Origin of the sequence: Aurantimonas sp. DM33-3, from assembly GCF_014334315.1 — a bacterium.
GTDB lineage: Bacteria > Pseudomonadota > Alphaproteobacteria > Rhizobiales > Rhizobiaceae > Aurantimonas > Aurantimonas coralicida.
In genome coordinates, this window is sequence record NZ_JACSGS010000018.1 from 64,348 (window position 1) to 77,318 (window position 12,971).

Consider the following 12,971-nt stretch of genomic DNA (forward strand, 5'->3'; position numbering starts at 1 on the left):
AATCCCCCGATCGCCGGGACGCCGGGCTCAGCCGGTCAGCTGGGTCGCCATGACGCCGACGATCAGCGCCGTCGAGGCGGCGCCGGGGTCGATATGGCCGAGCGAGCGGTCGCCGAGCCGGGCGGCGCGGCCCTTGGAGGCCCGCATCGCCTTGGTCGCCTCGGCGCCCTCCTCGGCGGCCCGGGCGGCCGCCTGGAAGCACGCGGCCAGATCGTCGCCGCGGCCGGCCGCCTCGCTGATCGCCTCGGCCGCCGGCAGCCAGGCATCGACCATGGTCTTGTCGCCCCGCTCGGCCTTGCCGCGATCCTGGATTCCCTTGGCCATGGCGCAGAACGCGTCGACCATGGCGTCGCGGTCGAGCTCGGGCTTTCCCTTGGCCGCCGCGCCGGCCCGCATGAAGGCAGTGGCATAGAGCGGCCCGGAGGAGGCGCCGACGGCGTTGAGGAAGGTCTTTGCGGCGGTGTTGAAGACGACGGCCGGCTCGTTCTCGGCGGTGTCGAGCTGGCCCAGCGCCTCGCGGACGGCGGTGAAGCCGATCCCCATGGTCACGCCGTGGTCGGCGTCGCCGATGACGCCGTCCAGCTCCGACAGATGGTCCTTGTGTTCCTCGATGGCATCGGCGATCGCGACGAACATCGCGACGAGATGCTGGGTGGTGATGGTCATGGGCATGGTCCGTATCGGGTTGGCCGGGTCCGGCGAGGCTTAGCCAGCACGGAACATCGCACAATCGCAAGGGTGGTCGAGGAGCTCGGTCAGCTCGTCGTCGAGCAGGATCAGGGTCACGGACATGCCGGCCATTTCGAGCGACGAGCAATAGGTGCCGACCCAGGTGGCGTGCACGTCGATGCCCTTGCGCTCGAGGCGCTCGTGCACCCGCCGGTTGATCACGTAGAGCTCCATCAGCGGCGTCGAGCCGAGCGAGTTGATCAGCACCGCGACCTTCGAGCCCTTCCTGGCCGGCATCTCGGCGAAGATCCGCTCCAGCATGTCGTCGGTAACGTCGTCGGCGGTGCGCAGCGGCTCGCGCGTGACGCCCGGCTCGCCATGGATGCCCATGCCGATTTCCATCTCGTCCGGGCCGATCTCGAAATTGTGCCGCAGGGTCTGGGGCAGCGAGCACGGCGCCAGCGCCACGCCGACGGTGAAGGTGTGGTCGTTGGCCTTGCGGGCGACGCGCTCGCATTCGTCCAGCGACCACATGTGGTCGGCCGCCGCACCGGCGATCTTGAAGATGAAGAAATTGCCGGCGACGCCGCGGCGCTTCTCCTTCTGGTCGAGCGGCGCCGAGGCGACGTCGTCGGTGGAGAGCACCGTGCGGACCTCGATGTCCTCCATCGCCGCCATCTCGGCCGCCATGTCGAAATTCATCACGTCGCCGGCGTAGTTGCCGTACATGTAGAGGACGCCGGCGCCGCCATCGACGGCCTTGGTGCATTCCAGGATCGGGTCCGGCGGCGGCGAGGCGAAGACGTTGCCGATGGCGCAGGCGTCGGCGATGCCCTTGCCGACGAAGCCGACGAAGGACGGCTCGTGGCCCGAGCCGCCGCCGATGACGATCGCCACCTTGTCCTTGCGCGGGCCGTCGACGGCGATCACCGAGCGCGGGCTGTGTTCGAGCTGGCGCACATGGTTGGGATGCGCCTTCACGATCCCGTCCAGCATCTCCTCGATGATGTTCTTCGGGTCGTTGATGAGCTTCTTGGTCTTCACTGGATTGCCTCCCTGTAGCTGTGTGCGTCTGGTTCCTCGCAGGGCGCCGAGCGACTCGGGCACCCCCTCCGCCTGCAGAATGCTGTGCGCCGTGGCCGCGTCGGTGATCAGGATATTCGCATAGCCGCCGCGCAGGGCCGCCAGGATCGCCGGCACCTTGCGCGCCCCGCCGGCCACGGCGATGCGCACCTTGATCGCGCTGATCTCCTCCAGCGTCAGCCCGATGGTGCGCGCATCCAGCGGCGCGCGCACCGGCACGCCGCGATCGTCGATGAAGCGGCCGGCAACGACCGCCGTCGCCCGGTGAAAGGCGGGATGCGCCAGCTCCTCCTGGCGCACCAGCCCGCTGGCATGGATCGTGCTGTCGGGCCGGGTCGAGCAGATGCCGAAGACCACCTTGTCGGCCCGCCGCGCCATGTCGAACTGCTCGCGCAGCTGCGGCTCGTCCATCAGCACGTCGCGGACCGCGGCGCTGGAGACGACGGCCGGCGCGGTGATGTTGATCGAGCGCGCGCCGAGCGCCGTCGCCAGTTGCGAGGCGCAGAGTTCGGGGGTGAAATCCACCGGCGCCGAGGTGCCGCCGGTGAGCTGGATCACCGACAGATCCGGAACCCGGCCCGGCCCCATGCGCCGCGCCAGCGCGATCATCGTGCGGCCCCAGGCGATGCCCAGCGTGTCGCCGGGCCGGATCAGCCGCTGCAGCACCCGCGCGCCGGTCTCGCCCAGCCGCTCGTCGAGGCCCTGGTCGGTCTCGGCGCTGGGAATGACGATGCAGTCGCTGAGATTGAAGCGGTCCTTCATCGCCTGGGCGATCATCAGCTCGCTGAGCCGCGAGGTCTCCATCGACAGGGTGACAATACCGCGGGTACGCGCCTCGGCCAGATAGCCGTTCACAGTGGCCCGCGAGACGCCCATCGCCTTGGCGATCTCGTTCTGGGTCATGCCGTCGCGGGCATAGAGCCAGCCGGCCCACAGCAGCGGATCGTCGCGGAACGGCAGCGGGACCGGAGTGGCGCCGGCAGTGGGCCGACCGGAGGCGCTCTTGCGCGCTGTGGAGGTGTTCAAGGAAGCCATCTTGACATTTGTCTTATAGGATTTGAATATTGTCGCCAATAGGGTTTGCCAATCGCGATCCGACGGTCCTGGGAGGGATTCAGCCGTCGATGCCACGCGGTTGCACAGCAGCGCCGGAACGCCACGGGCCGCCGGCGGCCACTATTGCAACTGGGAGGAAACAGGCATGACGAATTCATTCGACAAACGGGCCGGCTCCGGACTGATGGTCCCGCGCCGCAGCCTTCTGAAAGGCGGGGCGGCCCTCGGGCTGTCGACCGTCCTCGGCGCTCCCTTCATCAACCGACTGCACGCCCAGGAGAGCCATCCGCTCGCCGGCCAGTCGATCGAGATGAACATTCTCGGCATCGCCGGCTGGGTGCCGTCGTCGCTGGGCGTGAAGATGTCGCCGCTCTTCGCCGAATATGTGAAGGAGAAATACGGCTACGACGTCTCCTTCAACTTCCAGGAAGCGCCCTTCGCCGACCTGTTCCAGAAGGCCGCGACCTCGCTGGTCACGCGCAGCCAGGAATTCAACATCATCATTTCCGACAGCCAGTGGCTCGGCGCGCTCGCCCAGCCGGGCTGGATCCTGCAGCTGAACGACGTCATCGCCCAGAACCCGGCGCTCGACATCGACTGGTACTCGAAGACCGTCGTCGACACCTACATGACCTATCCCGACGGCAGCCAGAACATCTGGGGCCTGCCCCAGGAGGGCGACGTCGAAGCCCTGTTCGTGCGCAAGGACTGGCTCGACGACCCGAAGGAACGCGAGGCGTTCAAGGCGAAGTACGACGTCGAGCTGCCCTCGACCTTCGAGGACTTCGAGAACCTCACGATGGACGAGTTCGAGAAGGTCGCCGACTTCTTCACCCGGCCGGACGAGCAGCGCTGGGGCTTTGCCCAGCAGTACAGCCGCGTCTACGATTTCGCGACCTGCGCCTTCAACAACTTCCTGTGGAGCCGCGGCGGCGAATTGTGGGATGCCGAGACCGGCCAGGTCGAGGGCGTCCTCAACACGCCGGAGAACGCGGCCTCGCTGGAAGAGTACAAGCGCTGGCTGAAATACTGCCCGCCGGGCGCCACCAATATCGGCATCGCCGAGGGCATCGATGTCTTCACCCAGGGCAAGGTCTTCGCCACCATCCAGTGGGCCGCCGTCGGCCCGGCGATGATCACCGAGGAACTGCAGGGCAAGGTGCTGGTCGTGCCGCCGCCCAAGCATCAGGCGCCGGGCGCCGAGCCCAAGCGGATCTACTCCATGGGCGGCCAGCCCTGGGTGATCAACGCCTTCAACGACGAGCAGAAGATGCGCGTCGCCATCGACTTCATGAACTGGTGGTACCAGCCCGAGACGGCGCTGGAATTCGCCAAGCGCGGCGGCAATCCGTGCGACAAGGCGACCCTGTCGCGGGACGATTTCGACGACATCAACCCGTGGAACCGCACCTACAAGTTCATGCTCGAGGACGGCCGCTCGCAGGATTTCTGGCATGATCCGAAATATTCGGAGATGCTGTCGGTCCAGCAGGAGGGCTATTCCTCCTTCGTGACCGGCCAGTCGACCGACGCCCAAGCGGTGATGGACTACATCGCCTGCGCACAGCAGCAGATCCTCTACGATTCCGGCACGGCGAAAGAAGCGCCGTCCGACAGCTGCGCGATGACCTCGCTGTAAGCAGGTCCACCGATCGGCCGGACGCGGAGCCCTTCCGCGTCCGGCCATCCAGTCCCAAGATCGAGGCCCGATAATGCCCCCCGTCCAGCAGCGTCGGCGGCCCTTTGCCCGCCTGTTCGACAACCGCGCCACGCTGATCCTCACGCTGCTGGCGCCGGTGATGATCTTCTTCATCGTGTTCAACACGATCCCGACGCTGTGGCTGCTCGGCCTGTCCTTCTACAATTTCTCGCTGACCAGCGGCATGCCGCCGGAATTCGTCGGCTTCCGCAATTTCTTCGCCATTCTCGCCAGCAAGAACGGCATCTGGTTCGACCTGTCGCGGACCTTCACCTTCGTCCTGTGCGGCGTCACCATCCAGACCCTCCTCGGCGCCATGCTCGGCTTCCTGTTCTGGGGGTCGAAGGACATGCCGGGCCGGCGCATCGCCCTGACCCTCCTGTTCGCGCCGATGGTACTGACGCCGGTGGCCTCGGGCACCTTCTTCCGCTTCATCTACGACCCGACCTTCGGCGTGCTGAACTATCTTGGCCGGGCGCTGTTCGACAGCGGGCCCATCGACTTCCTCGGCAATCCCGAGCTCGCCTTCTGGGCGGTGCTGGCGGTGGATTGCTGGATGTGGACGCCGTTCATGACGCTGATGACGCTGGCCGCGCTCGGCTCGGTGCCCAAGGCCGAGCTGGAGGCCGCCGAGATCGACCGCGTGCCGTTCCTGCGGCGCCTGACCCTGGTCATCTGGCACCACGGCAAGTTCATCATGATGCTCGGCATCCTCCTGCGCACCATCGACAGCTTCAAGACCCTCGACCTGATCATCCCGATGACCAAGGGCGGGCCGGGCCAGACCACGCGGCTGGTGGCGCTGGAGCTGAACAAGCAGGCCTTCGAAAGCTTCAACATGGGCTGGTCGTCGGCCTATGCCGTCCTTCTCCTCCTGATATCGATCGCCATGACCAGCGCCTTCATCTTCGTCCTCAGCCTGCGTCGCCGCCGGGAGAACGGAGCATGAGCCGCCTGCGCGAATGGCTGTACTACGCCGCCCTGTGGCTGATCGCATTGATCTTCTTCGCGCCGATCGCCTGGATCGTCATGTCGTCCTTCAAGACCCGCAGCGACATCCTGGCGGTGCCGCCGAAGCTGTTCTTCAAGCCGACGCTCGACAATTACGTCGACCTGTTCAACCGCGGCGAGATCTTCCTGCAGATCGCCAATTCGGTGGTGCTGTCCATCGGCGCCGTGCTGATCGCCGTGGTCGTCTCCTTCCTCGCCGCCTTCTGCTTCTCGCGGTTCCGGCCGAAGGGCACCGACTTCCTGATGTTCCTGCTCCTGTCGATCCGCATGCTGCCGGGACCGGCGGTGATCCTGCCGGTGTTCCTGATGTATGTCGCCTTCGGTTGGAAGGATTCGCATCTCTGGCTGATGCTGTTCTACGCGATGTTCTCGATCCCCTTCTCGGTGTGGATCCTGAAGGGCTTCCTCGACGGCGTCTCGACGCGCTTCGACGAGACCGGCATCGTCAATGGCGGTTCGTGGTTCCACGTGATCTTCAAGGTGGTGATGCCGCAGGTCCGGCCCGGCCTGATCGCCGCCTTCATCTTCAACCTGATCTTCGTGTGGAACGAATATCTCTTCAACTTCATCATCGGCGGCGTGAATACCCAGAACATTCCCTACGCCCTGTCGGTCGGTACCTATTCCGACGGCGGCGTCAACTGGACGTTCATCTCCACCATGACCTCGGTCTACATCATCGTGCCGGTGGTCTTCATCTACATCTTCCAGAAATATCTGCTGGTCGGGATGACCTTCGGCACCGTGCGGGGAGAGGTCTGACCATGAAAGCCACCCGCACCTTTCCCGAACGGCTGGAGACGATCCTGATCTTCGGCCTTCTCGCCGGCATCCTGATGATCGCCCAGCGCTACAACCTGATGGTCTACAAGGTCGGCCTGTGCGTGCTGGTCGCCTCCACCCTCCTGCAGATCGCCGTCGGCAATCTGCGCAAGGACGCCTCGGCCGGGGCCAGCCTGTTCTTCATCCTCAAGGTCCTCCTGGTCATCGCGGCCGTGTTCTCGGTCGGCATCCTGATGGTCCCGACATTCTCGCAACTCGGTCGCTGATCTCCATGTCGCTGCAGTTCCAAGGCATCACCAAGAGCTACGGCAAGACCGTCGCTCTCGACGCGCTGACCCTCGACGTCGCGCCGCAGAGCTTCACCGTCCTGTGCGGCCCGCCCCAGTCCGGCAAGTCGACCCTGTTCCGCATCCTCGTCGGGCTGGAAAAGCCCGATGCCGGGCAGATCCTTCTGTCGGGCCGCGATATCGTCGGCGATCCGCCGGCCGAGCGGCCGATCGGCTACGTGCCGCAGAACTTCGCGCTCTACCCGCACCAGACGGTGGCCCAGAACATGGCCTATCCGCTGACGCTGGCGCGCTTTCCCAAGGACGAGATCGCCGCCCGGGTCGACCGGACCGCCGGCATCCTGTCGATCACCCATCTCCTAGCCAAGACGCCGGACCAGCTCTCGGGCGGCGAGAAGCAGCGCGTCGCCGTGGCGCGCGGCCTCCTGAAGGATGCCCAGATCTTCGTCCTCGACGACCCGCTGGTCGGGCTCGACTACAAATTGCGCGAGCGGCTGATGGACGAGCTGAAATCACTGCGCGAGGAGCTGAACGCCACCTTCCTCTATGCCACCTCGGATTCGCTGGAGGCGCTGACCATGGCGCAGCGGCTGGCCGTCATCGACGAGGGCCGGGTGATCCAGGATGGCGAGGTGACCGCGGTCTATCACCAGCCGTCCCGGGCCCGCTCGCTGGACCTCATCGGCTTTCCCAACGCCAATCTCTATTCCGGCAGCGTCACCGACGGCACGGTGACGGCGGGGCCGCTGCGCCATCCCGCCGCCGGCTTTGAAGAGGGCAGCGCGGTGATCGCCGGCATCCGGCCCGAGCATGTGCGGCTGAACCCCGAAGGCCCGGCGATCGGCACCCAGCCGGCGCGGGTGACGCTGGTGGAGAATCTCGGCGGCGAGGCGGTGGTCTATCTCGATCTCGACGGCCATTCCCTGACCAGCGCGATCCCCCTGTTCGATCGCGCCCCGCCCGAATTCGACAGCACGGTCGGCGTGCGGATCGACCCGGCCGACATCCTGCTGTTCGACGGCACCAGCGGGCAGCGCCTGGCGGCTTCGCCATGACCATGTCGCAGGCCCAACGCGTTCGAGCAGGACAGAACATCCATGGCTGAAATCGTCATCGAGCACGTCACCAAGCGCTTCGGCAGCTTCACCGCCGTCGACGACGTCCACATGACCTTCGCCGACGGCGAGGTCGCCTGCCTGCTCGGCCCGTCCGGCTGCGGCAAGACCACGCTGATGCGCATGCTGGCGGGGCTCGAGCGCCCGAGCGAGGGCCGCGTCCTCTTCGGCGGGCGCGACGTGACCCGCCTGCCGCCGCGCAAGCGCAATGTCGGCATGGTCTTCCAGTATCCGGTCATGTACCCGACCCTGTCGGTGGCCGAAAACCTGGAACTGCCGATGCGCCACGACCGCAGCGTCTCGACCGCCGAGCGCAAGCGCCGCGTCGACGAAGTTCTCGACGTCCTCGACCTGCGGCCGCTGGCCGGTGCCTTCATCGAGCAGCTCGACGCCGGCAGCCGCCAGAAGGTCGCCGTCGGCCGGGCCGTGGCGCGCCAGTCCGAGATCGTCCTGTTCGACGAGCCGACCACCAATGTCGAGGTCAATGCCAAGCTGCAACTCATCCGCGCCTTCAAGCGGGTCACCAAGCGGCTGAAACAGACCATCGTCTACGTGACCCACGACCAGACCGAGGCAATGACGCTGGCCGACCGGATCGCCCTGATGAAGGACGGCCGGATCATGCAGTATGACCGCCCGCAGGTGCTCTACGGCCAGCCGACCACCGAGTTCGGCGGCTGGTTCCTCGGCAATCCCGGCATGAACTTCATTCCCGCCGAGCTCGACAGCCGCGGCATCCACGCTCCGATCCTGGCCGAACCGCTGCCTGCCCCGGCCAGCCCGCCGCGCGGCCAGCTCACCCTCGGCATCCGGCCCGAACTCGTGCGCATGACCGGCGCGCCGACCGAGGGCAGCGTCGGCGCCATCCTCGTCGACCAGGCGATCGGCATCGCCGGCCGCTACCTGACCAAGGCGAAGATCGGCGAGACGGTGGTCAAGGTGAACACCGACGGCCGGCCGCCGGCGGCGCTCGGCGGCGCCGTGCATCTGTCGGTGCCGCGCGACCGGCTGATGCTGTTTGCCGACGGCAACCGCGTCTCCTGACAGGGGAAGGGACGACCATGCGCTACGATGTCTCCGTCGTCGGGCTCTACATCCTCGACATTCTCGGGCGCCCCGTCAGCCGCATCCCGGAACGCGGCAATGTCGAGTTCATCGACGAGATCCGCCTGACCGTTGCCGGCACCGCTGGCGGCGTGGTGGTCAACACCGCCAAGCTCGGCCTGAACAGCCTGGCCGTCGGAGCGGTGGGCAACGACGAGAAGGCCGATTTCGTCCTCGGCGCGATGGACCGGCTCGGCATCGACATCTCCGCCATGCAGCGGCTCGACGGCATTCCGACCTCGGCGACGATCCTGAACATCCGGCCGAATGGCGAACGCCCGGCCCTGCACATGCGCGGCGCCTCGGACCATTTCGACGTTCCGCCAAGCCTCTACGACCAGATCTTCGACGCGCCGATCCTGCATCTGGGCGGCACCGGCCTCCTGAAGACCCTCGACGGCGAGCGCAGCCGGCTGCTGCTTGAAGAGGCCAAGCGGCGCGGCTGCACGGTGACCTTCGACCTGATCGCCGCCAGTGCGGAGACCGCGGGGCTGGTGCTGCCGCTGTTACCGTCCATCGACTATTTCATGCCCTCGATCGAGGAGGCCCGCGACATGTCGGGCCAGACGACGCCGGCCGACTGCGCCGCTTTCTATCTCGACCGGGGCGCGCAAACCTGCGTCTTCACCCTCGGCGGCGAGGGCGCCTATTACGCCGCCGCCGACGGCACGCGCCTGCATGTGCCGGCCTACGACATCGACGTGGTCGACACGACCGGCTGCGGCGATGCCTTCGACGCCGGCTTCATCACCGCACTGACCCACAGGATGGACCCGGAAGCCGCCATCGATTTCGCCCAGGGGGTTGCGGCGCTGGTGGCCAGCGGCCTCGGCTCGGATGCCGGCGTCGTGTCCTTCGACCATACGAAGGAGCGGGTCGCGGAGTTGCAGGCGGGGCGCCGCAAACGCTGACAGCCGGGAAAGGCCGGCCCCCATTGCGCCGCCGCCTCGCCCGCGCACCGACGATTGCGGCGCGCAATATCCGAACTGGCGTCCTGCCCGTTCCCGCGCCATGCGGCTTGCACGCGCGCGTCGGCGGTGCTTTATCTCCACCCGTTCTCAGGGCGGGGTGAAAGTCCCCACCGGCGGTATGCGGCGGTTGCCGCGAGCCCGCGAGCGCCCTTCGGCTTCGAAGGGGTCAGCAGATCAGGTGCGATGCCTGAGCCGACGGTCATAGTCCGGATGAGAGAGAACGTACGCAATGCGCGCCAGGCGAACGCCTCGCGTATCCGCGTCCGTGATCGCCTTGGGTGACGTGTCCGTTGCGAAGGAGATCACCATGGCACCCACCCGCTACGCATTCATCAAGGCCAACTGGCACGCCGACATCGTGTCGCGCGCCCTCGAAGGCTTCACCCAGATCATTCCCGCCGACCAAGTCGACGTCTTCGACGTGCCCGGCGCCTTCGAGATGCCGCTGATGGCCCGCGATCTCGCGATGACCGGCCGCTACAAGGCGGTCGCCGCCGCGGCCCTCGTCGTCGATGGCGGCATCTACCGGCATGATTTTGTCGCCCAGGCCGTGGTCGACGGCTTGATGCGCGCCGGCCTCGACAGCGGTGTGCCGGTCCTGTCGGTGTCGCTGACGCCGCATCACTACCAGGAGACGGCCCATCACGAGGCGATCTTCCGCGAGCATTTCGTCACCAAGGGCCGCGAGGCGGCCGAGGCAGCGCTGATGATCGTCAAGACGCGCCAGTCGATCGAGAAGCCAGCCGCCGCCATCCACCGCGTCGCCTGATCCAGGCGACGTCCGGCCTCGAACGATGATCGTGCGACCGGAAGGCACGACCCACGGTGCGCGGACGATTGCAGTCGGCGCGCCGGCGTGGCTACCCTGTCACGGCCTCGCCGCATGCGGGGCGGCGGGTCGCACACGGGCGGCACAGGGGGATCGGACGCAGGAATGAATGCCACGGACTTTCCGGCCGACGCGTCCGAGGCCCCGGACGATCTCGACGCTGCGTTCCCCTTCGACCTGCCACCCCTCGTCGAGGGCGATCCGGTGGATGTCGTCATCCTCGGCGCCGGGGTGAACGGCGCCGGGCTCTTCCGCGATCTCTGCGCCCAAGGCGTCAGTTGCCTGATCGTCGATCGGGGCGATTTCGGCGGCGGTGCCAGCGCGGCCGGCTCACGGCTGATCGAGGGCGGGCTCGCCGAACTCGAGATCGGCGATCTCGCCGGCGCCAGACAGGCCGCCAGCGAACGCAACCGGCTCCTGAAGAACGCGCCGCATTTCGTCGACATGCTGCCGGTATTGTTTCCGGTCTTTTCCTGGCTCGGCGGAGTGGGCGCAGCACTGGCGACGCTTTTCGGCACGCCCACCGTCCCGCGCCAGCGCGGCGCGATCCTCGCCCGGCTCGGCCTTGCCCTTCACGACCGCTTTGCCGCGGCGCCCGTCGACACGCCGCGCCACCAGCTCCTGAGCCGGCAGGCGGCAGGGGCAACGTTTCCCAAGCTTTCGACGGACATCACCGCCGCCGGCCTCTACCAGGATGCGCGGATCACGGCGCCCGAGCGGCTGGTCTACGAACTGGTGAAGGACGGGCTGGAGGCCTGTCCCGATTCCCGGGCCGCCAACTGGACGCGCCTCGTCTCCTGTTTCGGCGGGAGCCTCTCCTTCGAGAGCGAGGACGGAACGGATTTCGCCATGCGCCCGACGCTGGTGGTCAATGCCGCGGGTCCCTGGATCGACGAGGTCAACGCCGCCCTCAGCGCGCCCGAGGCGCAAGTTGCCGGTCGACGGCAGAGCCACATCCTGCTCGACCACGAGGCGCTGCGCCGCCAGCTCGATGGCCGGGTGCTGCGCTTCGAGATGGCGGGCGATGGCCGGGTCCTGACCGCGCAGGACTATCTCGGCCGGGTGCTCGTCGGCGCGACGGACGCCCCCACCGATGATCCGGACGAAGCGCGTTGTCCGGACGACGACATCGCGGCGCTGCTCGATGCCCTCCGCGCCGTCCTGCCGGATCTCGACTTTGCGGCCGATCAGGTGGTCTGCACCTATGCCGGGGCCGTTCCGTCGCCGGCGCCGGACGAGGCGGCCGGCCGGACGCCGCGCCCCGGCGGGTCCATGCCCGTCATGGAGGCCGACGCGGACCGGCCCTTCCCGATCCTGTCGCTGGTCGGCGGCCGGTTCACCACCTATCGCCAGTTCGCCGAAACCGCGACCGACGCGATCCTTCAGCGCCTGCAACGCAGCCGCATCCAGTCGACCGAGCATCTGGCGATCGGCGGCGGCCGCAACTATCCGGGTAATCCCCTGGCGCGGTCGGTCTGGCTCGCCGAGGCCTCGGTGGCGACGTGGCTCGACGAACCGCGGTTGGAGACCCTGCTGGAGCGTTACGGCACGACGGCGCTCTCCATCGCCCACCACATCTGCGATCATGTCGATGCCGACCGGCTGCCGGACGCCCGCTCGGTGAGCCTGCGCGAGATCGACTGGATCGCCCGCAACGAGGATGTGGTACGGCTGGAGGACATCGTCCTGCGCCGCCTGAATCTCGGTGTCGCCGGCCTGTTCACGGCGCGCGACATCGAGGCCATTGCCATTGTCGCGGCGAGCGCGCTGAAATGGTCGCCGGAACGGCGGGCGGCGGAGATCGAGGCGGTGACGACGCTGCTTCGCGACACGCGCCGCATGCGGGTCTGAGGACCTGCGCGGCGCATCCCGGACGCGCCGCGCAGGTCGAGCCGATCAGGCGCCGTGATATTTGGCGTCGAGCGCGTCGATCGCCTTCACATTGTCGGCCGAGCGGCCGTTGGGATCGAATTCGCAGGCCAGATACGCCTCGGCGATGCTCTTGGCGAGCTCGGAGCCGACCACCCGGGCGCCCATGGTGATGATCTGGGCGTTGTTGGACAGGGCCGCGCGCTCGGCCGAATAGGTGTCGTGGGTCTGCGCGGCACGGATGCCGGGCACCTTGTTGGCCGACAGGCAGACGCCGATGCCGGTGCCGCAGCACAGGATGGCCCGGTCATAGGTGCCGTCGAGAATGCCGCTGGCGACCCGGTCGGACAGGTCGGCATAGAATTTCTCGGCGCCCTCGGGCGGATTGCTGACCTCGGAGACCTCGAGGCCGGCCTTGCCGGTCAGGTGCTCGGCAAGGGCCTTGGCGAGGGGAGCTCCGGCGCTGTCGCCGGCGATCGCGAGTTTCATGGGACG

Annotated in this window: 12 protein-coding genes and 1 riboswitch; of the genes, 9 read left to right on the forward strand and 3 right to left on the reverse strand. The window is 67.4% G+C overall.

The annotated features are described in order from the left end of the window. Positions 1-27: 27 nt before the first annotated feature. Both dhaL and H9Q09_RS19325 read right to left on the reverse strand, forming a co-directional pair. Positions 28-666: a dihydroxyacetone kinase subunit DhaL gene (gene dhaL, locus H9Q09_RS19320; protein WP_187392395.1), complete on the reverse strand. Its 639-nt coding sequence runs from the start codon at positions 664-666 to the stop codon at positions 28-30. Positions 667-705: 39 nt separating this feature from the next. Then, a complete protein-coding gene (locus tag H9Q09_RS19325; protein WP_081651922.1) occupies positions 706-2,787 on the reverse strand; it encodes a bifunctional sugar-binding transcriptional regulator/dihydroxyacetone kinase subunit DhaK in 2,082 nt (693 codons plus the stop codon). A 166-nt stretch (positions 2,788-2,953) separates the two neighbouring features. On the opposite strand from H9Q09_RS19325, the gene H9Q09_RS19330 reads away from it, so the two are divergent. The 9 genes from H9Q09_RS19330 (at position 2,954) to H9Q09_RS19370 (ending at position 12,458) form a co-directional block, all read left to right on the forward strand. Then, positions 2,954-4,447, forward strand: a complete 1,494-nt coding sequence (locus H9Q09_RS19330; RefSeq protein ID WP_230787045.1) for a substrate-binding domain-containing protein — start codon at positions 2,954-2,956, stop codon at positions 4,445-4,447. Positions 4,448-4,520: 73 nt separating this feature from the next. Next, positions 4,521-5,456 carry a sugar ABC transporter permease gene (locus H9Q09_RS19335; protein ID WP_187392396.1) on the forward strand — a complete coding sequence of 312 codons (936 nt, stop codon included), beginning with the start codon at positions 4,521-4,523 and terminating at the stop codon, positions 5,454-5,456. Continuing rightward, positions 5,453-6,280: a carbohydrate ABC transporter permease gene (locus H9Q09_RS19340; protein ID WP_024350929.1), complete on the forward strand. Its 828-nt coding sequence runs from the start codon at positions 5,453-5,455 to the stop codon at positions 6,278-6,280. The genes H9Q09_RS19335 and H9Q09_RS19340 overlap by 4 nt, the downstream gene beginning before the upstream one ends. Before the next feature lie 2 nt (positions 6,281-6,282). Beyond that, positions 6,283-6,567, forward strand: a complete 285-nt coding sequence (locus tag H9Q09_RS19345) for a hypothetical protein (RefSeq protein ID WP_024350930.1) — start codon at positions 6,283-6,285, stop codon at positions 6,565-6,567. 5 nt (positions 6,568-6,572) lie between these two features. Further along, positions 6,573-7,643, forward strand: coding sequence for an ABC transporter ATP-binding protein (locus H9Q09_RS19350; RefSeq protein WP_187392397.1), 1,071 nt, complete (start codon positions 6,573-6,575; stop codon positions 7,641-7,643). 42 nt (positions 7,644-7,685) lie between these two features. Continuing rightward, positions 7,686-8,747 carry an ABC transporter ATP-binding protein gene (locus H9Q09_RS19355; protein ID WP_009211308.1) on the forward strand — a complete coding sequence of 354 codons (1,062 nt, stop codon included), beginning with the start codon at positions 7,686-7,688 and terminating at the stop codon, positions 8,745-8,747. Between the two features lie 17 nt (positions 8,748-8,764). Beyond that, complete coding sequence (locus H9Q09_RS19360; RefSeq protein ID WP_187392398.1) at positions 8,765-9,718, forward strand: sugar kinase; 954 nt, start codon at positions 8,765-8,767, stop codon at positions 9,716-9,718. 139 nt (positions 9,719-9,857) lie between these two features. Beyond that, positions 9,858-10,004, forward strand: a riboswitch (FMN riboswitch). A gap of 81 nt (positions 10,005-10,085) precedes the next feature. After that, entirely contained in the window at positions 10,086-10,547 is a 462-nt protein-coding gene (locus H9Q09_RS19365; RefSeq protein ID WP_187392399.1) for a 6,7-dimethyl-8-ribityllumazine synthase, read from the forward strand. A gap of 165 nt (positions 10,548-10,712) precedes the next feature. After that, positions 10,713-12,458, forward strand: coding sequence for an FAD-dependent oxidoreductase (locus tag H9Q09_RS19370; RefSeq protein ID WP_187392400.1), 1,746 nt, complete (start codon positions 10,713-10,715; stop codon positions 12,456-12,458). Between the two features lie 45 nt (positions 12,459-12,503). Here H9Q09_RS19370 and H9Q09_RS19375 read toward each other — a convergent pair whose 3' ends face one another. Then, positions 12,504-12,965, reverse strand: a complete 462-nt coding sequence (locus H9Q09_RS19375) for an RpiB/LacA/LacB family sugar-phosphate isomerase (RefSeq protein ID WP_024350936.1) — start codon at positions 12,963-12,965, stop codon at positions 12,504-12,506. Positions 12,966-12,971 lie beyond the last annotated feature (6 nt).